The 23196-nt window shown below is 71.5% G+C and carries 19 protein-coding genes; 7 read left to right on the forward strand and 12 right to left on the reverse strand.

Translation table 11 applies throughout. The annotated features are described in order from the left end of the window. Nucleotides 1–107 precede the first annotated feature (107 nt). Nucleotides 108–2042: a 1-deoxy-D-xylulose-5-phosphate synthase gene (gene dxs, locus BM085_RS34960; protein ID WP_093891075.1), complete on the forward strand. Its 1935-nt coding sequence runs from the start codon at nt 108–110 to the stop codon at nt 2040–2042. Here dxs and BM085_RS34965 read toward each other — a convergent pair. Beyond that, nucleotides 1987–2643: a DedA family protein gene (locus BM085_RS34965; RefSeq protein WP_093891076.1), complete on the reverse strand. Its 657-nt coding sequence runs from the start codon at nt 2641–2643 to the stop codon at nt 1987–1989. The genes dxs and BM085_RS34965 overlap by 56 nt on opposite strands. Nucleotides 2644–2784: 141 nt before the next feature. Here BM085_RS34965 and BM085_RS34970 point away from each other — a divergent pair, with 141 nt between their 5' ends. Then, complete coding sequence (locus tag BM085_RS34970; RefSeq protein ID WP_093891077.1) at nt 2785–4254, forward strand: amino acid permease; 1470 nt, start codon at nt 2785–2787, stop codon at nt 4252–4254. A gap of 87 nt (nt 4255–4341) precedes the next feature. On the opposite strand, the gene BM085_RS34975 is transcribed toward BM085_RS34970, so the two are convergent. The 3 genes from BM085_RS34975 to BM085_RS34985 all read right to left on the reverse strand — a co-directional run bounded on the left by BM085_RS34975 (nt 4342) and on the right by BM085_RS34985 (nt 8253). Then, on the reverse strand, nt 4342–4746 hold the full coding sequence (locus BM085_RS34975) for an SSI family serine proteinase inhibitor (protein ID WP_177245429.1): 405 nt from the start codon (nt 4744–4746) through the stop codon (nt 4342–4344). Nucleotides 4747–4984: 238 nt separating this feature from the next. Continuing rightward, on the reverse strand, nt 4985–7057 hold the full coding sequence (locus BM085_RS34980) for a 3-hydroxyacyl-CoA dehydrogenase NAD-binding domain-containing protein (protein ID WP_093891079.1): 2073 nt from the start codon (nt 7055–7057) through the stop codon (nt 4985–4987). Next, nucleotides 7054–8253, reverse strand: a complete 1200-nt coding sequence (locus tag BM085_RS34985) for a thiolase family protein (protein WP_093891080.1) — start codon at nt 8251–8253, stop codon at nt 7054–7056. The genes BM085_RS34980 and BM085_RS34985 overlap by 4 nt, the downstream gene beginning before the upstream one ends. A gap of 145 nt (nt 8254–8398) precedes the next feature. Between BM085_RS34985 and BM085_RS34990 the strand changes: the two genes are divergently transcribed. Then, nucleotides 8399–9391 (forward strand): LacI family DNA-binding transcriptional regulator, encoded by a 993-nt coding sequence (locus BM085_RS34990; protein WP_093891081.1) that lies wholly within the window; start codon nt 8399–8401, stop codon nt 9389–9391. Between the two features lie 72 nt (nt 9392–9463). Here the strand turns inward: BM085_RS34990 and BM085_RS34995 are convergent, their stop codons facing one another. The 6 genes from BM085_RS34995 to BM085_RS35020 all read right to left on the reverse strand — a co-directional run bounded on the left by BM085_RS34995 (nt 9464) and on the right by BM085_RS35020 (nt 15768). Then, on the reverse strand, nt 9464–10210 hold the full coding sequence (locus BM085_RS34995; RefSeq protein WP_143121192.1) for a hypothetical protein: 747 nt from the start codon (nt 10208–10210) through the stop codon (nt 9464–9466). Between the two features lie 116 nt (nt 10211–10326). Next, nucleotides 10327–11154, reverse strand: coding sequence for a sugar phosphate isomerase/epimerase family protein (locus BM085_RS35000; RefSeq protein ID WP_342742924.1), 828 nt, complete (start codon nt 11152–11154; stop codon nt 10327–10329). 26 nt (nt 11155–11180) lie between these two features. Continuing rightward, a complete protein-coding gene (locus BM085_RS35005; RefSeq protein ID WP_093891084.1) occupies nt 11181–12311 on the reverse strand; it encodes a dihydrodipicolinate synthase family protein in 1131 nt (376 codons plus the stop codon). Then, nucleotides 12311–13453 (reverse strand): Gfo/Idh/MocA family protein, encoded by a 1143-nt coding sequence (locus BM085_RS35010; RefSeq protein WP_093891085.1) that lies wholly within the window; start codon nt 13451–13453, stop codon nt 12311–12313. Before BM085_RS35010 ends, BM085_RS35005 begins: the two co-directional genes overlap by 1 nt. A 495-nt stretch (nt 13454–13948) precedes the next feature. Further along, nucleotides 13949–15175, reverse strand: coding sequence for a ribonuclease D (locus BM085_RS35015; RefSeq protein ID WP_093891086.1), 1227 nt, complete (start codon nt 15173–15175; stop codon nt 13949–13951). Further along, entirely contained in the window at nt 15172–15768 is a 597-nt protein-coding gene (locus BM085_RS35020; RefSeq protein WP_012893162.1) for a DUF3000 domain-containing protein, read from the reverse strand. Before BM085_RS35020 ends, BM085_RS35015 begins: the two co-directional genes overlap by 4 nt. A 684-nt stretch (nt 15769–16452) precedes the next feature. Here BM085_RS35020 and hemE point away from each other — a divergent pair. Next, the gene (gene hemE / locus BM085_RS35025; protein ID WP_093891087.1) at nt 16453–17490 is read left to right on the forward strand and encodes a uroporphyrinogen decarboxylase; all 1038 of its coding nucleotides are present in this window, start codon (nt 16453–16455) and stop codon (nt 17488–17490) included. A 26-nt stretch (nt 17491–17516) separates the two neighbouring features. On the opposite strand, the gene BM085_RS35030 is transcribed toward hemE, so the two are convergent. Next, nucleotides 17517–18701: a DUF4349 domain-containing protein gene (locus tag BM085_RS35030; RefSeq protein WP_093891088.1), complete on the reverse strand. Its 1185-nt coding sequence runs from the start codon at nt 18699–18701 to the stop codon at nt 17517–17519. A 132-nt stretch (nt 18702–18833) separates the two neighbouring features. On the opposite strand from BM085_RS35030, the gene hemG reads away from it, so the two are divergent. The 3 genes from hemG (at nt 18834) to BM085_RS35045 (ending at nt 21827) form a co-directional block, all read left to right on the forward strand. After that, nucleotides 18834–20273, forward strand: coding sequence for a protoporphyrinogen oxidase (gene hemG, locus BM085_RS35035; RefSeq protein WP_093891089.1), 1440 nt, complete (start codon nt 18834–18836; stop codon nt 20271–20273). A gap of 25 nt (nt 20274–20298) precedes the next feature. Then, complete coding sequence (gene hemQ / locus BM085_RS35040) at nt 20299–21006, forward strand: hydrogen peroxide-dependent heme synthase (protein WP_093891090.1); 708 nt, start codon at nt 20299–20301, stop codon at nt 21004–21006. 212 nt (nt 21007–21218) lie between these two features. After that, entirely contained in the window at nt 21219–21827 is a 609-nt protein-coding gene (locus tag BM085_RS35045) for a hypothetical protein (RefSeq protein ID WP_143121193.1), read from the forward strand. Between the two features lie 306 nt (nt 21828–22133). On the opposite strand, the gene msrB is transcribed toward BM085_RS35045, so the two are convergent. After that, the gene (gene msrB / locus BM085_RS35050; protein ID WP_031159535.1) at nt 22134–22535 is read right to left on the reverse strand and encodes a peptide-methionine (R)-S-oxide reductase MsrB; all 402 of its coding nucleotides are present in this window, start codon (nt 22533–22535) and stop codon (nt 22134–22136) included. Nucleotides 22536–23196: the final 661 nt, after the last annotated feature.

The following is a 23196-nucleotide window of genomic DNA, read 5'->3' on the forward strand; positions in this document are numbered from 1 at the left end:
GCTATTGCAAGTGTGAATAAAACGTGCAGAATCCCCTTCCTTGGAGGCAGTGCCCGTCACGCGAACTAGACTCGGTCTGATGCTGACTGGACAGAGGAGATGATTCCGTGAGTGAGCGGACCGGACGGCCTGGCAGTCTTCTGGAGTCGGTCAAGGGGCCACGGGATCTGAAACTGCTCGGAGCGGCCGAGCTGCCGCGGCTCGCCGCCGAGATCCGGGACCTGCTGGTCAGCGCCACCGCCCGCACCGGCGGCCATCTGGGACCCAACCTCGGCGTGGTCGAGCTGACGATCGCGCTGCACCGGGTCTTCGACTCGCCGCGCGACCGCATCCTCTGGGACACCGGCCACCAGGCCTACGTCCACAAGATGCTCACCGGCCGCGCGGGGCTGTTCGACACGCTCCGCCAGGAGGGCGGCCTGTCGGGCTACCCGAGCCAGACCGAGTCCGAGCACGACATCGTCGAGAACTCCCACGCCTCCACCGCGCTGTCATACGCCGACGGCCTGGCCAAGGCCTACAAGGTGCGCCGCGAGAGCGACCGGACGGTCGTCGCGGTGATCGGCGACGGAGCGCTCACCGGCGGCATGGCCTGGGAGGCGCTCAACAACATCGCCGCGCACCGGGACCTGCCGCTGATCATGGTCGTCAACGACAACGGCCGCTCCTACTCGCCGACCATCGGCGGCCTCGCCTCGCACCTGGCCTCGCTGCGCGCCACCCAGCGCTACGAGGACGTGCTGGAGTTCGTCAAGGACAACCTGGCGAAGGTCCCCGTGGTCGGCCCCCCGGTCTACGACGCGCTGCACGGTGTGAAGAAGGGCATCAAGGACGTCCTGGCCCCGCAGGTCATGTTCGAGGACCTCGGCCTGAAATACATCGGGCTGGTCGACGGCCACGACGAGCAGGCCGTGGAGGCCGCGCTGCGCAAGGCCCGCGGCTTCCGCCGCCCGGTCATCGTGCACGTGCTCACCAAGAAGGGCTTCGGCTACTCCTTCGCGGAGAACCACGACGAGGACTGCTTCCACTCGCCCACCCCCTTCGACCCGCTGACCGGCGAGGAGAAGCCCAAGCCGCACGGCTGGACCAACGTCTTCAGCCAGGAGATCGTACGGCTCGGCGCCGAGCGGCAGGACATCGTGGCGATCACCGCCGCGATGCTCGGCCCGACCGGCCTGATCCCCTTCTCCGAGGCCTACCCCGACCGTCTCTACGACGTCGGCATCGCCGAGCAGCACGCCCTGACCAGCGCCGCGGGCCTGGCCCTCGGCGGGCTCCACCCGGTGGTCGCCCTCTACTCCACCTTCCTCAACCGGGCCTTCGACCAGCTCCTCATGGACGTCGCCCTGCACAGGCTGCCGGTCACGGTCGTGCTCGACCGGGCGGGCGTCACCGGCGACGACGGCGCCAGCCACAACGGCATGTGGGACCTGTCGATCCTCCAGGTCGTCCCGGGCCTGTCCATCGCCGTCCCGCGCGACGAGCCGCGCCTGCGCGAGTTGCTGGCGGAGGCCGTGCGGGTCGACGACGGCCCCACCGTGATCCGCTACCCCAAGGGGCCGGTGACCGCCGAGATCGAGGCGGTCGGGCAGCTCGGCGGGATGGACGTGCTGCGGGCGGGCGACCCCGACGCGGGCGACCCCGACGTGCTGATCGTGTCCGTCGGCCCGATGGCCGAGATGTGCCTGGAGGCCGCCGCCCTGCTCGACGCCCAGGGGATCTCGACCACCGTGGTGGACCCGCGCTGGGTCAAGCCGCTGGACGAGGCCCTGGTGCCGGCCGCCGGCGCGCACAAGCTGGTCGTGGTGGTCGAGGACAGCGGCCGGGTGGGCGGTGTCGGCGACGCGGTCGCCCGGATGCTGCGCGACGCCGACGTGGACGTCCCGGTCCGCACCTACGGCATCCCGCAGCGCTTCCTGGACCACGCGAAGCGGGCGAAGATCCTCAGCGAGATCGGCCTGACCTCGCAGGACATCGCCCGTGAGATCACTGAAGCGGTGGCGAAACGGTCTGCGGCGCTGGAGAGCCACCCGGCTCGCTGACCCGTGCCCTCCTGTCCGCGCGGGCCCGCCGGCCGATCACGGCGAGGCCCGCGGCCAGGAGGGCGACGCATCCGGCGACCGGCACCATCAGGTGCTCGTTCTGCCGGACGAACTCCCCCGCGAGCGAGCCGAGCACCAGATAGGTGCTCACCCATGCCATGCTGCCGGCCAGCGTCCAGCGGATGAACCGGCTGTACGGCACGCCGAGGGTTCCGGCGAGGACCGGGGTCAGCGCGTTGACCACCGGGAGGAAGAAGGAGGCGGCGAGGGCGGGGCCGCCGCCCTCGCCGGTGGTCAACCGCTCGGCCCGGGCCCAGCGGTGCTCGCCGATCCACTTGCCGGCCCTGCTGTGGCGGACGCGCGAGCCGTACCGGCGGCCGATCAGCCAGCCGCCGGTGGCACCCAGACAGCACCCGATCACCCCGGCGACCGCCGCCACCGCGATCTCGGCGGGGCCTGTCAGCGCGGTCCCCGCCACGACGATCGCCGCGTCCCCGGGGAGCACGGCCCCGATCAGCAGGGAACCGTCCAGCGCGAGCACCGCCAGCAGCGCCGCGCCGATCAGATATGGGTCCAACTGGCCCAGCATGTCCAAGAGCATGACTCGATGGTGTCGCGGGGGAGAGCGGAAGACATCGGGACTTTCCCCTAAAGAACCCCTAGTTCGCCGTTCAGCCGTTGATCAGGTGGGCATGACCTGACCTGTGGGGGATAGCGACTTCGGAAAGTCAGGAGGGGTTCCGTGGAGGTTTTCCGCGTCAAATCGATAGAGCAGTCGATCCAGGACACCGAGGAGCCCGAGCACCGGCTGCGCAAGGACCTCTCCGCCCTTGACCTGACCGTCTTCGGCATCGGCGTCATCATCGGTACCGGTATCTTCGTGCTCACCGGCCGGGTCGCCAGGGATCTGGCGGGGCCCGCGGTCGCGCTGTCGTTCGTGGCCGCCGGGATCGTCTGCGCGCTGGCCGCGCTCTGCTACGCCGAGTTCGCCTCCACCGTGCCGGTGGCCGGATCGGCCTACACCTTCGCCTTCGCCACGCTCGGCGAGTTCCCCGCCTGGATCATCGGCTGGGACCTGACACTCGAGTTGATGCTCGCCGCCGCGGTGGTCGCGGTCGGCTGGTCGGGCTACCTCACCTCGCTGCTGTCCTCCATGGGGATCACCCTGCCCGCCGCGATCGCCGGCGAGGGAGCGACCTTCAACCTGCCCGCGGCACTGATCGTGCTGTTGCTCACCGTCATCCTGGTCTCCGGGGTCAAGCTCTCCTCCCGGTTCAACCTGGTCATCGTCACCGTCAAGCTCGCGGTCGTCCTGCTCGTCATCGTGGCAGGGCTGTTCTTCATCAATGCGGTCAACTACAGCCCGTTCATCCCGCCGTCCAAGCCCACCCCCGCGGTGGAGGGCCTCGCGGCGCCACTGATCCAGGTGCTGTTCGGGATCAGCCCCGTCGCCTTCGGCGTGCTGGGCATCTTCAGCGCCGCCGCGATCGTGTTCTTCGCCTACATCGGCTTCGACGTGGTCGCCACCGCGGCCGAGGAGACCCGCAACCCACGTCGTGATCTGCCGATCGGCATCATCGCCTCGCTGGTCATCTGCACCATCCTCTACGTCGCGGTCTCCCTGGTCGTCGTCGGCATGCAGCCCTACTCGCAGCTCAGCGAGGCCGCGCCGCTGGCGGACGCGTTCAAGGCGGTCGGCCAGACCTGGGCGGCGACGCTCATCAGCATCGGCGCGCTGGCCGGTCTCACCACCGTCGTGATGATCCTCATGATGGGCCAGTCGCGGGTGATGTTCGCGATGTCCCGGGACCACCTGCTGCCGGCCGGTCTGGCCAAGGTCCACCCGAAGTTCGGCACGCCGTACCGGATCACCATCATGGTGGGTGTCATCGTCGCGATCCTGGCGGGACTGGTGCCGCTGTCGACGATCGCCGAGCTGGTCAACATCGGCACGCTCTTCGCGTTCGTGATCGTCTCGATCGCGGTGGTCATCCTCCGGCGCACCCGCCCCGACCTCCCGCGCTCCTTCCGCACCCCGCTGGTCCCGCTGGTGCCGATCCTGTCGGTGCTGGCCTGCCTCTACCTGATGCTCAACCTGCCGGTGGAGACCTGGGTCAGGTTCGTCGTGTGGATGATCGTCGGCGTCGTCGTCTACGTCACCTACGGCTACCGCCACAGCCGGGTGTCACGGCGGCCCCTGGACAGCCGGTAGCGGCCGTTCAGGCCACGGGTGGCCCCCAGGTCGGGCCCGCGCGGGCGGAGGGCTCAGATCCCGGACCAGGGCCGCGCGGCCGGAGGCTCAGATGTGGAAGAGAGGGCCGGTGAGGGCGGTCATCTCGCAGCGGTTGTCGTAGGTCCTGCCGAACCAGACAGGCCTGCCCTCCCAGGTGCCGAGGGCCCGCACGGTGTGCGGGAGATACTCCTCGGGGCAGATCATGTCGATGTCGTAGGCGAGCTTCGACAGGTCGCCGCCGACCCTGCGGATCAGGCCGCAGGCCGTGAAGGGGTCGGGATGGCTGCCGCCCTCCCGGTCGCATGTGAGGAAGACGCCGGAGTTCGTGCCGTCGGCCACGGAGAGGGTGAGTGTCAGGGCCGAGCCGCCCCCGGGGACGGGCGACCGGTCCGAGGCGGGCGAGGCGGCGGGGGGCAGCGCGGTCGCGAGGGCGAACACCGCCGCCGCGGAGACGATCTTGACGGTTCTCACATGAGGGGTGATTCCCCGGCCGGGTAATGCCCAGGTCCTCTTCCGGTAAAAGAATCCGCCCGGTCTCCGGCCCGGCATCCCCTGCGGCGGGCCGGCGCGACCGGCCGGGGCGGGGAGCCGGGCGCGGGGAAGATGCGCCCGGTTCCCCGCCCCGCGCCCCCGCGCCCCGTCGGCCCGCGGGCCGGAGCGCGCGCGGGGCGGGGACGGCCGTCAGGGAAGGCCGGGACGGGAGGCGACGCTAGGCGGGGACGGAGGCCGCGCCCGGCGGCAGGAAGCGCGGCTCGGCGATCCCGGTCCGGTCCAGGTACGGGGCGATGCCGCCCAGGTGGAACGGCCAGCCCGCGCCGAGGATCATGCACAGGTCGATGTCCTGGGCGGCCGCGACCACGCCCTCGTCGAGCATGAGGCGGATCTCCTCCGCGAGCGCCCGCAGCGCGCGCAGCCGTACCTCCTCGGCGGTCGACGGGGAGGTCCCGCCGGAGAAGAGGGCCACCGCCTCGGCGTCCAGTGAGAAGTCCGGGGCGTAGACGCCGGGCTTGCCCGCCGCGACCAGCCTGGCGAGGTTGTCCGAGACGCCGTAGCGGGCCGGGAAGGCGGCGTGCATGGTCTCGGCGACGTGCAGCGCGACGGCCGGGCCGACGAGCTGGAGCAGGGTGAACGGGGTCATCGGCAGGCCGAGCCCGTCCAGCGCGTGGTCGGCGACCTCCAGGGGAGTGCCCTCGTCGACGGCGCCGATGACCTCGCCCATGAACCGGGTCAGGATCCGGTTGACCACGAACGCGGGCGCGTCCTTGACCAGCACGGACGACTTCTTCAGCGACCGGCCGACCGAGAAGGCCGTGGCCAGCGTCGCGTCGTCGGTCCCGGCGCCCCGGATGATCTCCAGCAGCGGCATCACGGCCACCGGGTTGAAGAAGTGGAAGCCCACGACCCGCTCGGGGTGCCGCAGCGAGGAGGCCATCTCGGTGAGCGGCAGCGAGGAGGTGTTGGTGGCCAGCACGCACTCGGCGGAGACGACCTCCTCCACCTCGGCGAACACCTTCTGCTTGACCTTCAGGTCCTCGAAGACCGCCTCGATGACGAAGTCGGCGTCGGCGAACGCGTCCTTGGTCAGCGAACCGGTCACCAGGGCCTTGAGCCGGTTGGCCTGGTCGCCGGAGACGCGGCCCTTGCCGAGGAGCTTGTCGATCTCGGCGTGGACGTAGCCGACGCCCTTGTCCAGCCGGGCCTGGTCCAGGTCGGTCAGCACGACCGGGACCTCCAGGCGGCGCGCGAACAGCAGCGCCATCTGGGAGGCCATCAGGCCCGCGCCGACGACGCCGACCTTGGTGACCTTGCGGGCCAGGGCCTTGTCGGGGGCGCCGGCGGGCTTCTTGGCCCGGCGCTGCACCAGGTCGAAGGAGTAGAGGCCGGCGCGGAGCTCGTCGCCCATGAGGAGGTCGGCCAGGGCCTGGTCCTCGGCGTCGAAGCCCTCGTCGCGCGAGGCGGTGCGGGCCAGCTCGATCAGGTCCAGCGCCCGGTAGGGGGCGGGGGAGGCGCCGTGCAGCTTCATGTCGACCAGGAAGCGGGCGTCGGCGACGGTCTTGGACCAGTCCTCGGCGGTATGGTCGGTCCGGGAGACGGTCACCTCGCCGCGCAGCACCCGGGCCGCCCAGCGCAGCGACTCCTCCAGGAAGTCGGCGGGCTCGAACATCGCGTCGGCGACGCCGGCCGCGAAGGCGTCGCGGCCCTTGATCATGCGGTTCTGCGAGAGCGGGTTCTCGATGATCAGCTTGATGGCCGCGGCCGGGCCGATCAGGCGGGGCAGCAGCTGGGTGCCGCCCCAGCCGGGCACCAGGCCCAGGAAACACTCGGGCAGGGCCACCGCGGGCACGCCGGAGGAGATGGTCCGGTAGGTGCAGTGGAGGGCGACCTCCAGGCCGCCGCCCATCGCCGCGCCGTTCACGAACGCGAACGACGGCACCTCCAGCTCGCCGAGGCGGCGGAAAACCTCGTGGCCCAGCCTGCCGATCCGCAGCGCCTGGTCCCGCTCGGAGACCGTCGCGGCGCCCTTGAGGTCGGCGCCCACCGCGAAGACGAACGGCTTGCCGATGACGCCCACGGCCGCCAGGTCGCCGCGGCCGGCCACCGAGTCCAGGGCCTCGTTCAGCGAGGTGAGGCCTCCGGGGCCGAACGTGGACGGCTTGGTGTGGTCGAAGCCGTTGTCCAGCGTGATCAGGGCCATCGTGCCCGCGCCGTACGGCAGCTCCACGTCGCGGACGATCGCCCTGGTGACGACCTCGTCGGCGAAGAGTTCCTTGATGTCCGTCACTTCTTACCTTCCCAGCCCAGGTTCTCCCAGATGACCGTTCCGCCCATGCCCATGCCGACGCACATCGTGGTCACGCCGTACCGGACGTCGGGGCGCTCGCCGAACTCGCGCGCGAGCTGGGTCATCAGCCGCACGCCGGAGGAGGCCAGCGGGTGACCGAAGGCGATCGCGCCGCCGTAGGGGTTGACGCGCGCGTCGTCGTCGGCGATGCCGAAGTGCTCCAGGAACGCCAGCACCTGTACGGCGAAGGCCTCGTTGATCTCGAACAGGCCGATGTCGGAGATCGAGAGCCCGGCCAGGCGGAGCGCCCGCTCGGTGGACGGGATCGGGCCGACGCCCATGACCTCGGGGTCCACGCCCGCGAAGGCGTAGGAGACCAGGCGCATCTTCGGCGTGAGGCCGAGCTCCTCGGCGACGTCGGAGGCGGCCACGATGCAGCCGGTCGCGCCGTCGTTGATCCCGGAGGCGTTGCCCGCGGTGACCCGGCCGTGCGGGCGGAAGGGGGTCTTCAGCGTGGCGAGCCCCTCAAGGGTGGTCGCGGGGCGGGGCCCCTCGTCGGCGGTGGCCAGGCCCCAGCCCTTCTCCGCCGACCGGGTGGCCATCGGGACCAGGTCGGGCTGGATCCGGCCGTCGGCGTAGGCCTTGGCGACCTTCTCCTGGGAGGCTAGGGCGAAGGCGTCCGCGCGCTCCTTGGTGATGGACGGGTAGCGGTCGTGCAGGTTCTCCGCGGTCATGCCCATGACCAGGGCGGAGCCGTCCACGAGCTGCTCGGCCAGGAACCGGGGGTTGGGGTCCACGCCCTCACCCATCGGGTGGCGGCCCATGTGCTCGACGCCGCCGGCGATGGCGACGTCGTAGGCGCCGAAGGCGATGCCTCCGGCGACCGAGGTCACCGCGGTCATGGCGCCGGCGCACATGCGGTCGATCGAGTAGCCGGGGACGCTCTTGGGCAGCCCGGCCAGCACCGCGGCGGAGCGGCCGATGGTCAGGCCCTGGTCGCCGATCTGCGTGGTGGCCGCGATGGCCACCTCGTCGACGCGCTCCGGCGGCAGGTTGGGATTACGCCGGATCAGCTCGCGGATGACGCGGATCACCAGGTCGTCGGCGCGCGTCTCGGCATACAGCCCCTTGGGGCCCGACCTGCCGAACGGCGTGCGCACGCCGTCGACGAATACGACGTCACGAGAGGAAGGCACGGGGTTCGCTCCTCGTTGCTGGGTAGCTTCCCCCCTATGCTACTGGTCGGTAACAACACCTCGTGCGATCAGGGGGCCCGTGCGGCCGGGATGCGGGAGGAGGGCGTCTCTGGCAGACTTGAAAACGCTTTCCTGGAGGTCGCCGATGGTCACGCTTGAGGATGTCGCGCGGCAGGCGGGCGTCTCGCTCGCCACGGCGTCGAGGGTGCTCAACGGAAGCACCCGGCAGGTGGGGGCGTCCCTGCGCGCCAAGGTGGAGCTGGCCGCGGCCCAGCTCGGCTACCGCACCAACGTGGCCGCCCAGACGCTGGCCCGCGGGGCCGGCAACGTGATCGGGCTGGTGGTCCACGACCTCACCGACCCCTACTTCGCCGCGCTCGCCGACGGGGCCATGCGGGTGGCGGACAGCAAGGGACTCGTGGTCATGGTCGGCACCACGCGCCGCGACCCCGAGCGGGAGATCTCCTACGTCTCGGCCCTGAACGCGCAGCGGGTCCGCGCCGTGCTGCTCGCCGGATCCCGGATCGCCGACCCCCACGTGACCCGCAGGCTCCGGGAGGAGCTCGACCGCTACCGGGAGACCGGCGGCCGGGTGGCCTGCGTCGGCCAGGACCTGCTCGGGGCCGACACGGTGGTGCCGGGCAACCGCGAGGGCGCCGCCGCGCTGGCCCGGGCCCTCACCGGACTGGGGCACCGCCGCTTCGCGGTGCTGGCCGGTCCCGCCGGGCTGATCACGGCCCGCGACAGGGCGACGGGGTTCGCCGGGGTGCTCGCCGGGCTCGGCCTGCCCGCCCCGCAGATCGTGCACGGCTCCTTCGACCGGGACGGCGGCTACGCGGCGGCGGCCGAGGTCTCCGGCGCCACGTGCGTGTTCGCGGTCAACGACGTGATGGCGGTGGGCGCGCTGGCGGCCTTCAGGGACCGGGGGATCCGGGTGCCGCACGACATCTCCGTGGCGGGCTTCGACGACATCGTCACCCTGCGGGACCTGGTCCCGGCCCTCTCCACGGTACGGCTGCCGCTCGCCGACATGGGCGCCCGCGCGCTGGAGCTGGCCCTCGACGCCGCCGAGGAGATCCGGGCCGAGTCCGTGGCCGGTGAGGTGGTCCTGCGGGAGAGCACGCGCGGGCCCGCCTGAGGCCGTCCCCCGGCGCGACGAACGGCCCGGCCACCCCGCGGGTGTCCGGGCCGTTCGCGTCGTAGGAGGCGGTCAGCGGTTGCTGAGCGTCGGCTGTCCCTGCTCGTTCATGGGCGGGACGGTGATCTGCCCGCGTAGCCAGCGGATCGTCCAGATGACCCCGTCGCCGTAGGCGGGAGGATGCTGGCGCCCCCGGCCGAGCTGCCGGGACACGTCCTCGGCGGCGCTCTCCTCCATTCCGAGGTTGAGTCCGGTCGGCCCGTGAATGGGACGGGGGGTGTTCCGGACGGGGGACTTCGAGCGGTGACCGAGCAGCCATTCACACACGGCGACCGTTCCGGAGCACCATGCCTTCTCCCGCTCGCCCGGCATGCTCCGCAGGCCCGCCCGGGCGAGCTCGGCGACCCGGTCGATCTCGGCGTCGGTGCGGAGGATCACCCCGCGGCCGCCGACCAGATGTCCCCAGCCCGTGGAGGAACGGCGGCCGGGCATCGGCACTCCGTCCTTCGCGCCGATCAACCAGTTCAGGGCACTGATGACCCCGTCGGCCGGAACGACCCGGCCCTCGCGCGGAACCCGTTCGGCGGCATCGATCTCCGCACGTGCTTCGGCGAGAGTGGGCAAGGCTCCCGACGCCGGGCGACCGCTGATCGGCGCCTGGTCACGCTTGCCGAGAGCCCACAGAATGGCCTCTCCCTGCCCTGAGGGGGCCGACTCCGGATTGGCGGCCTCCCACTCCCTTATCGCTTCGAACACAGCCGTCACATGCTCCGGCGGCCGCTGTATGGCGGGACTCGCTTCGCTCTCTGCGGTCGTCATACCCCCACCGTACGGTTACCCGCCCACCGCTCCGGCGTGAAGCCGTCATCGGGACCGGATGGACACCTCCGTCCCGCGGCGGAACGGGCCTTCCGCCGCAGGTCCGGCCCCGCGTGTCAGCCTCCGACGAGCTCGCCGAACCTGGCCATGATCCTGGGCAGCACCTCGTCGGGATCGGCGGCCCACACGTCGGCGTTGAAGATCTCCACCTCGATGTCCCCGGTGTAGCCCGCCTCGGCCACGGCCGTGGTCAGGGGGGCGAAGTCGATCACGCCGTCGCCCATCACCCCCCGGCCGAGCAGCACGTCGGCCGGGAGAGGGGACAGGAAGTCGCACACCTGGTAGCTCGCGATCCGCTCCCCGGCCCTGGCGATCTGCCGGAGGACCTGCGGGTCCCACCAGACGTGGAAGGTGTCGACGACGACGCCGACCTGCTCCACCGGGTACGGCTCCGCGAGGTCCAGGGCCTGGCCGAGGGTGGACAGCACCGCCCGGTCGGCGCAGTACATCGGGTGGAGCGGCTCCAGGGCCAGCCTGACCCCGCGCTCACCGGCGTACGGGGCGAGGGCGGCCAGCGCCTCGGCGACCCGCTCCCGGGCGCCCGCCAGATCCCGCGAGATCGCGCCCAGGGGCTCGCCGGGGACCACGCCCGGCAGGCCGCCGACCACCATGACCAGGCAGGCGGCCTGCAGGGCGGCGGCCTCGTCGATCGCCCTGCGGTTGTCGTCGAGCGCGTCCCCCGAGGTCAGGAAGCCGCCCCGGCACAGGGACGACACCCGCAGCCCGGCGTCCCCGACCAGTTTGACGGTCTCCTCCAGCCCCTGCTCGGCGACGTTCTGCCGCCACAGGCCGATGGCCTCGACGCCGTGCCGTACGCATCCGTCGACGGCCTCGGCCACCGACCATCGCCTGGTCGTCCACTGGTTCAGCGCGAAACGGGGCACGGCCCGTCCGCCTCCGGTCTGCCCGCTCACAGGCCGTGCACCGCCAGCAGGGACCTCATCCGGGAGACCGCCAGCTCGGGGTCGGCCAGCAGCCCGGCCCGGTCGGCCAGGCGGAACACCTCGCTCAGGTGGGGGAGCGAGCGGGCCGCCTGGGCGCCGTTGACCATGCAGAAGGCGTCCTGGTGGCCGTTGAGCCAGGCCAGGAAGACGATGCCGGTCTTGTAGTGGTAGGTCGGCGTCTCGAAGATCTTCCGGGAGAGGACGGCCGTCGGTTCCATGATCTCGTCGTAGCCTTCGAGGTCGCCCGCGTCGAGCGCGTGCAGGGCCGCGGCCGCCGCCGGGGCGATCGCGTCGAAGATGCCCAGCAGCGCGTGGCTGCCCGACTTGATCAGTGAGGGGTAGTTGAAGTCGTCGCCGGTGTACAGCCTGACGCCCTCGGGCAGCGCCGCGCGCAGCCCGATCTCGTGCTCGGCGTCCAGCAGCGAGACCTTGACCCCGTCCACCATCGGCGCGTGCTCGCCGACCAGCGCCAGGAACGACGCGGTGGCCTCGGCCACGTCCGCCGAGCCCCAGTAGCCCGCGAGATGCGGGTCGAACATCTCGCCGAGCCAGTGCAGGATCACCGGCCGGTCGACCTGGGAGAGCAGCTTGCCGTAGACCGTGTGGTAGTCCTCGGGGCCGCGCGCGATCCCGGCGAGCCGGCGGCTGGCCATGACGATGACGCCGGCGCCGGCGTTCCGCACGGTCTCGATCTGCTCGGTGTAGGCGGCCACGATCTCGTCCAGCGTCCCGGCCCGCGGCGCGTGGTCGGTGCCCGCGCCGCAGGCCACCAGCGCGGCCGGGTCGCCGAAGGCCGCCGCCTCGGCGGCGCTGCGCCCGATGAGCTCGCGGGTGGCCGCCCAGTCCAGGCCCATGTTGCGCTGCGCGGTGTCCATGGCGTCGGCGACCCGCAGGCCGTGGGACCACAGGTGGCGGCGGAAGCGCAGTGTGGCGTCCCAGTCGACGGCGGCGGGGGAGCCGGGGGTGTTGTCGCCGAGCGGGTCGGCGACGACGTGGGCGGCGGCGTAGACGGTGCGGCTCTTCGCGGGACCCGGGGGCTTGGCCCAGGTGACCGGCTCGCGCAGGGTGTGCTCCCCGCCGGGCAGTGCGATCCGCATCAGGGCTCCACCGGCAGGCGGCGGCCCTCGGCGGAGGAGCGCAGACCCAGCTCGGCGAGGCGGACGCCGCGCGCGCCGGAGGCGAAGTCGTGCGGGAACGGCGCGTCCTCGATCACGTGGCGGACGAACATCTCCCACTGGATCTTGAAGCCGTTGTCGAAGTCGGCGTTGTCGGGCACCTCCTGCCAGCCGTCGCGGAAGCGCGCGGTGACGGGGAGGTCGGGGTTCCAGACCGGCTTGGGGGTGGTGGCGCGGTGCTGGACGCGGCAGTCGCGCAGGCCCGCGACCGCGCTGCCGTGCGTGCCGTCCACCTGGAACTCCACCAGTTCGTCCCGGTTCACCCTGACGCTCCAGGAGGAGTTGATCTGGGCCACGATGCCGTTCTCAAGCTCGAACACGCCGTAGGCGGCGTCGTCGGCGGTGGCCGGGTAGGTCCTGCCCTCCTCGTCCACCCGCTCGGGGATGTGGGTGACGGCCTGGGCGTAGACCGACCGGACCCGGCCGAACAGGTTCTCCAGCACGTAGGCCCAGTGCGGGAACATGTCCAGCACGATGCCGCCGCCGTCCTCGGCGCGGTAGTTCCACGACGGGCGCTGCGCGGCCTGCCAGTCCCCCTCGAAGACCCAGTAGCCGAACTCGCCGCGCACCGACAGGATCCGGCCGAAGAAGCCGCCGTCGATCAGGCGCTTGAGCTTGAGCAGTCCCGGCAGGAAGAGCTTGTCCTGCACGACGCCGTTCTTCACGCCTCTGGCGGTCGCGGCCTCGGCCAGCGCCAGCGCCTCCTCGTAGGTCTCCGCGGTCGGCTTCTCGGCGTAGATGTGCTTGCCCGCGTCGATCGCCTTCAGCACGGACTTCACCCGGGCCTGGGTGACCTGGGCGTCGAAGTAGACGAGGTTGCCGTCGTCGGCCAGGGCGGCGTCCAGGTCGGTGGTCCAGTCGGCGATGCCGTGCTCGGCGGCGAGCCTGGCGAGTTTCTCCGGGCTCCGGCCCACCAGCACCGGCTTGAGCGTGACCCGGCTGCCGTCGGACAGCGTCACGCCGCCCTGCTCGTTGATCGCCAGGACCGATCGGACCAGGTGCTGGCGGTAGCCCATACGGCCGGTGACACCGTTCATCACGACGCCGATGCTTCGCGGGGACATCTTCTCGAGCCTCCTAGGGAAAGCGCTTTCCAGACAACCGTACGGCAGCCGCCGCATCCTCGGCAAGCGCTTACCGGAAGCGGTCCGGGCGGCCCGGCCGTGAGGAGTCGGGTAACGGTGCCGGCGAGACGGCCGACCATGAGGCGCGATCACCTTGCCGGGGCGAACTGGCCGGCGGGAGACCGCAAGGGCGCCGGGGTGCCGCGTCCGGGTGCGGGCGGAGGCCGGGAAAGTCATTCGGGGTCAGATGATCGCCCGTCGAAAATGGACATAAGCCTGCATGCCGTACATAAAGCATGAAAGGTGTGAAAATTGGGGGAATTGGTGCTGGAAGTGCGGCGCGGAAAGGCGCGGCGGCACGCGGGCGCCGCCCATTCGGGGCGATCCGGATCGCCGTCTCAGCGTGGAGACGGATGGACCGCGGCTCGCCCGGGATGTCCGCCGTGAGAACTTAAGGGACAGATTGCAGGTAAAGCGACTTTTCGGGCAGATGTATTAAATCTCGCCCTTGGTCTCCAGCCGGATCAGCGCCTTGGCCATCGGATGGGCGGTCAGGCCGATCTGCCACTCCCGGGCGCCCAGCTCGCGCAGCCGGGCCGAGACGCTCTCCTCGTCGATCACCGAGGGCGGCTCCCAGGTCAGGCGGCGCACGGCGTCGGGCTGGACCAGGTTCTCCGTCGGCATGTGGTGCTCGTCGGCGAGCGCGGCCACCACGGCTCTGGCGGCGGCCAGCCGCCGGGCGGCGACCGGGTCGCGATCCATCCACCGGTTGGCGGGCGGCGGCCCGTCACCCGGGGTGCTGGGCTGCGGCAGCTCCGAGTCCGGCAGCGCGCGGCCCCTGCCGATCGCGGCCAGCCAGTCACGCAGGTGCCGGCGGGCGCTGCGGCCGGTGAACGGGGGGATCTCGGTGAGCGCCTTGGTGGTGCGGGGAAGCTCCAGGGCGGCGGTGACGATCGCCGAGTCGGGCAGGACTCGGCCGGGGGCGAGGTCCGACTCGCGGGCGAACTCGTCGCGGAGCGTCCACAGCTCCCGGACCACGGCCAGCCCGCGCAGCGAGCGGACCTTGTGGATCCCGGAGGTGCGCCGCCACGGATCCGAGCGCGGCGCGGGTGACTTGTACGCCAGCACCGAGGCGAACTCCTCCTGCGCCCAGGCCAGCTTCCCGCTGGTCTTCAACTCCTCGTGGAGGATGTCCCGCAGCTCGACCAGGACCTCGACGTCGAGCGCCGCGTAGCGCAGCCAGTCTTCCGGCAGCGGGCGGGTGGACCAGTCGGCGGCGGAGTGGCCCTTCTCCAGCTTCAGCCCGAGGACGTTCTCCACCATCAGGCCGAGCCCGACCCGCTCGTAGCCGAGCAGCCTCCCGGCCAGCTCGGTGTCGAACAGCTCCCGGGGACGGAAGCCCAGCTCCGCCAGGCACGGAAGGTCCTGGGAGGCCGCGTGCAGCACGACCTCCGCGTCGGCCAGCGCCGTGTCGAGCTCCGACAGGTCCGGGCAGTAGGTCGGGTCGATCAGCGCGCTTCCCGCCCCCGCGCGGCGCAGCTGCACCAGGTAGGCGCGGCCGCTGTAGCGGTAACCGGAGGCCCGCTCGGCGTCCACGGCGACCGGGCCGGTGCCCTCGGCGAAGGCGCGCACGACACGTGCGAGGCCCGCGGGATCCTCGATGACGGGCGGGATTCCCTCTCGCGGCTCCAGCAGCGGAACGATGGTTGTCTCGTCGGTCACGTTCGGAAGGGCTCCGGATCTTCGCGACGTCGTGGCGGCAGGGTCGCCACGTCGGGTGGCAGGGGTGGTATACCCGCCGCAAGGCACATCAGATCGCACCAGGCGGCGACATGGCCGGAAAGATCCTCCTCCAGCGGAGACCAGGAGGCGCGCAGCTCCAGCTCCGTGGTCACCGGGTCCTCGGCCTTGTTGCCGAAGCCCTCGGAGACCGCCCGGGTGACGGTCCCCCCGGCGGCGGCGTAACCGGCGCCGTGCGCGTCGAGCGACTCGGTGAGCCAGCTCCACGCGACGGGACCGAGCAGCGGATCCTCGGTGATCTCCGGCTCCATGTCCGCCCGGACGTAGGCGACCAGACGGAACGGCCCGTCCCAGCCGCGCTGGCCGTCCGGGTCGAAGAGCATGATGAGGCGGCCGACCGCCAGCTCGTCGTCGTCGCGATAGACCGACGCGCCGATGGCCGCCGAGTAGGGGGCCAGGCGCTGGGGCGCCGGGATGTCCTCCAGCTCGATCTCCGGTCTGACCTCGGCAGGGCGCAGAGTGGCCGCCGCCCGCCGGAAAGCGGCGGGAGCGGGCGGTGCGTCACCGAGGGTCATATCGGAAGAGTAGGTCGGAACTGAGCGCATTGGGACCACTGGGGTGTGTGTAGGAGCCATTGGAGCCAATCAAGCCACTGCCATCGACCGGCGGAGGGCGGGCGCGCCCTCGCCGTCGGGGACCCCGAGGAACAGCGCGTGACCGCACTCGGCGCAGGCCCACTCCGGGCACAGGCCCGGCCCGTGGCCGTCGGAACAGGGGGGCTGCTCGAAAACCCGCTCGGTGGCACAGGAAGCACAGTGCTCACCGCGGCGTTCGGGTGAACTCCACATCGTGGACATCGCACGGGCCTTTCGTCGGGTCGTGGTCCGACGTTGGCACGTCGCGCCGACAATTCCGCGCAACGTGCTCGGCGTGTCCCGAAAGTGGTGCCGGAATCGATGCCGCGCGGTGACTTGACGAACATTTGGACCAGCCGGGGGCTGCGCCAGGTTCATCAATGGGAGGAACTGTACCCGGAAACATGATCGCTCCGCGCCGCCCCACGGCATCGGATGCCTACCTACATCGGTTTCTGGCGGACGAAGCACTCGAAACCGGCAGAACCCGATCGTCATCATGACTTGAAACTGTCTGGGCGTTGTTGGCAGTGATCTCATTGAATAACCGGTGATTTCGTACCGAGAACCCCAGCTAATGGCCTTGGTGAGCGGACCGCGCCCCTGGCATGGCACCCTGGGAGGGTGACTCCCGAGCTTGCCGACTCTCCGTTCCTGCGCGCCTGCCGCCGCCTGCCCGTCTCCCGCACGCCCGTGTGGTTCATGCGCCAGGCCGGTCGCTCGCTGCCCGAATACCGGGCCGTGCGCGGAGAGGTGCCGATGCTCACCGCGTGCGCCACCCCCGAGCTCATCGTGGAGATCACGATGCAGCCGGTCCGCCGCTACGGCGTCGACGCGGCCATCTTCTTCAGCGACATCGTGGTGCCGCTCAAGGCGATCGGGATCGACCTGGACATCAAGCCCGGCGTCGGCCCGGTGGTGGCCGAGCCGATCAGGGACGCCGCCGCGATCGAGACGCTGCGCCCGCTCGAGCCCGGCGACGTCTCCTACGTCACCGAGGCCGTGCGCGCGCTGACCGGCGAGCTGGGCCCGACCCCGCTCATCGGCTTCGCGGGCGCGCCGTTCACCCTGGCCTCGTATCTCATCGAGGGCGGCCCCTCCAAGAACCACGACCACACCAAGGCCATGATGTACGGCGAGCCGCGCCTGTGGCACGCCATGATGGAGCGGCTGACCGCGATCACCCTCGAATTCCTGCGCATCCAGATCGCCGCCGGAGCCTCGGCCGTCCAGCTCTTCGACTCCTGGGTCGGCGCCGTCGCCCCCGAGGACTACCGCGAGTTCGTCCTCCCCCACACCAGCCGCATCTTCGCCGGCCTGGCCGACCTGGACGTCCCCCGCATCCATTTCGGCGTCGGCACCGGAGAGCTGCTCGCCCTGCTCGGCGAGGCCGGGGCCGACGTGGTCGGCGTCGACTGGCGGGTCCCGCTCGACGAGGCCGCCCGGCGGGTCGGGCCGGGCAAGGCGCTGCAGGGCAACCTGGACCCGGCGACGCTGTTCGCCCCCTGGGAGGTCGTCGAGCGCCGCGCGGGTGACATCCTCGCCCGCGGGGCCAAGGCCGAAGGGCACATCTTCAACCTCGGCCACGGCGTGCCGCCCGGCGCCGACCCCGACCAGCTCGCCCGCCTCACGGACTTCGTGCACAGGACCTCGGCCCGCTGACGTCCCGCGCCGGGAACGCGGCGGCCCTACGGCCCCTCGGCCGGATCCGGGCCCGTCCCCCGGCCGGGTCCCTCGGGCGCCCGTCCCTGCTCGGAAGGTCGTGCCCGGCCGGGTCCGTCGGGAGTCTGATCCCGTTCGGAAGGCTGTGCCGGCCCGGGTTCCTCGGGAGCCCGTCCCTGCTCGGAAGGTCGTGCCCGGCCGGGAGTCTGATCCCGCTCGGGGCCGTCGAAGACCCACGGGGATCCCTGGCCGCCGGGGCTCCCCGCCGGTCCGCCGGGAGCGGCCGCGAGCGGCTGCGACGGCGCCCTCCGGGCGCCGTTCCTCCTGCTCCGGCGGAGCAGGAAGGCCACCAGCAGCCAGAGCGGGACGATCACGATCAGCCAGGGGAGCAGGACGCCCAGGACCGTCAGCCCGATCTTGAGGGCCGTGACGAAGCTCTCCCAGCCCGATCGCAGGCCACCGAGGAAACCGGACGGCTCGTCCTCCTCCTCGGGGATCACCGTCGCCGGGCCCACCAGGTTCAGCGTCAGCGTCGCCAGGCTCGTCTGCGAGGCGAGCGACTTCTGCCTGGCCTGCAGCGCCTCCAGATCGGACTCGCGGCCGGAGATCTCCCGCTCGACGTCCAGCACCTCGCCGATCGTGTCGGCCTTCTTCAGCAGCGCGCGCAGCGAGTCGAGCGCCGACTTCGCCGACCTCAGCCGGCTCTCCACGTCGGCCACCTGCTCGGTGACGTCCTCGGTGTTCTGCTGGAGCGACTCGCGCGTGCCGAGTTCCTTGCCCAGGCGCTCCAGCACGCCGGGATAGCCCCCGGGCGGGATCTTGAAGACCAGCATCGCGGAGCCCTCGCCACCGGAGTAGGCGTCCGACTTCTCCATGGCCAGATGGCCGCCGGCGGCGGTGACGATCTGCCGTGCCCGGTCGGCCGCCCCGGTGACGTCCTTGGCCCGGACCGTCATCTCCGCCGTGTAGATGATCGCCCGGTCCTGCGGGACCACCTTCACCTGTTCGGTCCGCGCCCGCGGCTTCTCGGGCCGCGCGGCGCTCTCGCCCGCGTCGGCCCCCCCTGCCTGGCTCTTCGTCCGCATGTCGGCCGCCGGAGCGGGGGCGGAATCGGAGGTCGCGAATCCGCCCGTGCCTCCGCAGGCGGACACCAACAACGCCAAACCCGCCAGCGGGACCGCGAGGCGCCGGCCGTACCGGAATCTGCTCATGCCTTTATTGACGGGCTGTCCGCCGGTGGGGTTTGGCGGGGGGAGTCACGATGACGTCACGTTCCCCGGGCCCGCGGGACACAGGGTGGCGGGTCGCACGGGCGCCCATGGGGGACGGTACGGTCAGGAGTCATGGAAGGCAACCGGTGCCATGTGGTGGTCGTCGGCGGCGGGATCGCGGGGCTGGCCGCCGCGTGGTACCTGCGACAGGGCGGCGAAGATGTCCGGGTGACCGTGCTGGACGGCGCCCGGCGGGTCGGTGGCAAGCTTCTGGCCACCGAGGTCGCGGGGGTCTCGGCGGACGCCGGGGCCGAGGCGATGCTCGCGCGGCGGCCCGAGGGCAAGGACCTGGCCCGGATGGTCGGTCTGGGCGAGGAGTTACGGCATCCCGGCGCCACCCAGGCGGCCATCCTGTCCCGGGGGGCGCTGCGGCCCATGCCCAAGGGGCATGTCATGGGCGTCCCGTCCGACCTGACCTCGCTGGCCAGATCCGGCGTTCTCAGCCCCGGCGGCCTCGCCCGCGTGCCCCTGGACCAGATCCTGCCCGCCACGCTCGTCGGCACCGACGTGTCGGTGGCCGCCTACATCCGCGCCCGGATGGGCAGCGAGGTGGTCGAGCGCCTGATCGAGCCGCTGCTCGGCGGCGTCTACGCCGGCCAGGCCGACAGGCTCTCGCTGGACGCGACGATGCCGAGGATCGCCATCGCGGCCCGGTCCGAGCGGTCGCTGCTCGCCGCCACCCGGGCGATCGCCGCCGAGGCGCCCAAGGACGCCGGGCCCGTCTTCACCACCCTGCGGCGGGGGATGGGCAGCCTGCCCGAGGCCGTGGCCGCGGCCTCCGGTGCGGAGATCAGGACCGGCGTCATGGTCCGGGAGATGCGCCGGACCGGGAGCGGCTGGCAGCTGGTGGCCGGACCGGTGCCCGAGCCCGAGGTCATCGAGGCCGACGCGGTGATCGTCGCCACCCCGGGGCCGTCGGCGAGCCGCCTGCTCGCCGGTGAGGCGCCGCTGGCCGCCGCCGAGCTGGCCAGGATCGACTACGCCAGCATGGCCATCGTCACCCTCGCCTACCCGCGAGAGGCGTTCCCCCAGCCGCCGACCGGCAGCGGCTACCTGGTGCCGCCCGTCGACGGGCGGCCGATCAAGGCCGCCACGTTCAGCTCGGTCAAATGGCCGCACCTGGCCGAGGCCGACCCCAACCTGATCCTGCTGCGGTGCTCGATCGGCCGCCTCGGGGAGGAGGCGGTGCTCCAGCGCGACGACGCCGAGCTGGTCGCGCTGGCGATGGCCGAGATGGTCGAGGTCATGGGAGTGCGCGGGCTGCCGCGCGACTCCCGGGTGACCCGCTGGGGCGGCTCCCTGCCGCAGTACGACGTGGGTCACCTCGACCGGGTCGCCCGCATCCGCGCCGCCGTCGCGGCCCAGCCGGGCCTGGCCCTGTGCGGCGCGGCCTACGACGGCGTCGGCATCCCGGCCTGCGTCTCCACCGCCCGCACCGCGGCGGCCCGGATTCTGGACCACCTGGACCCCACGGGAGAATGGCAGAAGAGAGCCGACTCGCTGACGAGCTGACGGCGTCGACGGAACTGACGAAGAGGTGAGGACGACGGACGGGAACCCGCGGCCCAAGGCGCGCGACCTGAACCAGGTGATCCGCTACACGATGTGGTCGGTCTTCAGGCTGACCGAGCGCTGCCCGGGCAACCGTGAGGGCGTGGCCGACGAGGTCGAGGACCTGCTGGCCCAGATGGCGGAGAAGGACGTGGTCACCCGCGGCCTCTACGACGTGACCGGGTTCCGGGCCGACGCCGACTTCATGTTCTGGTGGCACGCGCCGACCGCCGAGGACCTTCAGGAGACCTACGCCCGTTTCCGCCGCACCGACCTCGGGCTGCTGACCGAGCCGGTCTGGTCGGCGATGGCGCTGCACCGCCCGGCCGAGTTCAACAAGTCGCACATCCCGGCCTTCCTGGCAGATGAGGAGGCGCGCCGTTACGTCAGCGTCTACCCGTTCGTCCGCTCCCTGGAGTGGTACCTCCTGGACGACGCCGACCGCCGCCGGATGCTCGCCGAGCACGGCAAGATGGCCCGCGACTACCCTGACGTCCGGGCCAACACCGTCGCCTGCTTCTCCCTGAACGACTACGAGTGGATGCTGGCCTTCGAGGCCGACGAACTGCACCGCATCGTCGACCTGATGCGCACCCTGCGCGCCGCCGAGGCCCGCAGGCACACCCGGGAGGAGACCCCCTTCTTCACGGGGATCCGCAAGCCGGTCAGCGAGCTGATCGCCGCCCTGCCGTAGCCCGGGCGCGGAGGCCGCACGGTCCCGGCCCGTCGCCGCGGGCCGGGTGCCCCGGAGCCGGTTGGCGCGCCGTCGTCCCGGGTACGCCTGGTGTCCCCGGGACGTGTGGTGCTCCGGGGGCGACGACGGCCAGATGAATTCCGCGAAACGTCCGATATCATCCCGTGGTTTGCCATACTCAGGGAAAATCACCTGTCTATGTGAGGCCAAGGGTGAAAAGAGGCGAAGACCTGGCACGGTCCACCGGGCGCGCGGACGCGCGCCGCAGGAGGAAGATCCGCTCACGGATTCTTGAGGTCTCGGTGGGGGTGACCGCGCTGGCGGTCGCGGTGCTGGCGCTGGGCGGGTCCCTGCTGCGGCCGGCCCCGCAGTCCCAGGCGCAGTCGCAGGCGGCGGCGGGGGTGGCCCCGGCGGCGCCGCTGGAGGCCGCCGCCGGTGGAGGCCCGGTGATGGCAGCCCGGCCCGACGCGAAGAAGCGGGCGGCGGACGAGACCGAGGCCGCCGGGCTGTCCAAGCACAGCGACAAGAAGGCGTTCGCCTACTTCGAGAGCCACAAGGCGACCAAGCGCGTCAAGGACATCCGCATAGTCGGCGGCTATCTACGGATATATACGGATCTTCCAGAGTCGGCGGACAACTCGAAGCAGGCACTGAAGCTGTGTGAGACGGGCGTGAACTATCTCGTCGGAGAGCTCGGTGTGTCCAGCCCGGTGGTCTTCGTCCAGGCGAAGTTCGGGGAGAACGGCAATCCCGTGCTCGCCAACATCCTCGGGCCCGACGACTCCGACTGCCGCGTCACCCATCCCGAGCCCGGCGGATAGCGGGGCGGCGGGGCGTTCCGCCCGATCAGGTCACCCGGACCCGGGTCTTGCCGCAGACCTTGCAGCGCTGGGTGACCACCCGGCCGATGATCTCTATGACCTCCCACTTGTGCCGGATGTGCACGGCGGCTCCTCGAGGAAGATCACGTTACGGAGGTGTCCGCATACTCTGCGTGATTTCGCTCTACCCCGCCTTTGCCCGCCCGCACCGTCCGGGATGCCAAATGTGGCATGTCCGGGCCGGTGGGCGCGGAAGGGATGTCCGGCTCCGCCGGGCCCTCGCCGCGGGCCCGGCGGGGCCGGTGGTCAGTCGGTGGGCTCCAGCCTGAGTGAGACGGAGTTGATGCAGTAGCGGTCGTCGGTGGGCGTCGCGTAGCCCTCGCCGTGGAAGACGTGGCCGAGATGGGAGTCGCAGGCCGCGCAGCGGACCTCGACGCGGGCCATGCCGAGCGAGCGGTCCTCGATCAGGGTCACCGCCTCCGACTCCGACGGCTCGTAGAAGCTCGGCCAGCCGCAGTGGCTCTCGAACTTGGTGTCCGACCGGAACAGCTCGGCCCCGCAGGCCCGGCAGCTGTAGACGCCTTCGGTCTTGGTGTCGACGTATTCTCCAGTGAAGGGGCGCTCGGTGCCCGCCTGGCGGAGAACGTGAAACTCCTCGGGAGAGAGCTGGACGCGCCATTCGGCGTCGCTCTTGACCACCTTGTCCATCACATCAGCCTATGTGGTCGTGGCGCGTCTCCAGCGGAGGCGGGCGCCGGGGGCCGGCGCCTGCTGGATGTCCGAAAAAAATCATTAAGGGCGAAGCATCCAATAATGTCCGATTTGGCGTCTTTATCACCGGGAGGGGTTTTTTGCCTTCCTGATTAAGGGTGAGATCATCTGTCGGGTCGCCCATCGATCAACTGGGCGGCCGGATGCCGCCGGCCGGGTGGCGCGCCAGCGCCCGGAACCGGAGAGCGAGACGGGTGGTCACATGGTCCGTCCCGTCGAGAGCCCGGTCCCGCCGCCGCGGCGACTCCGGGGCGGACCCGCCTTTCAGCGTGATCTGGCGTGGAACCCCGGGCGTTTACGCCCGGGAGGAAACGACAGCGCGGGAGGGCCTCCAGGCCCGAGCGGTGCCGTGACAGTTGGTTCACGTGAGCTGCTCAGCCCGGCCGTTTCTGGTTCTCGAGGTACTCCTCGATGATCGGCGGCGGGGCGCCGCCGCATGAAGCGGCGAAGCAGGGCGAAGGAGGGCGGGGACCAAAAGTGCCCGCCCCGCAGATAGGCGTGAAGACCACGTGGGCGTGAAGGCTGTGGACGACGGTCCGGCCTCTGCGGATATCGGGGTTCGGTTCCCATCACGGTGACATGGACCGAATGATAGTTT

The sequence above is a fragment of the Streptosporangium canum genome (genome assembly GCF_900113865.1).
Classification (GTDB): domain Bacteria; phylum Actinomycetota; class Actinomycetes; order Streptosporangiales; family Streptosporangiaceae; genus Streptosporangium; species Streptosporangium canum.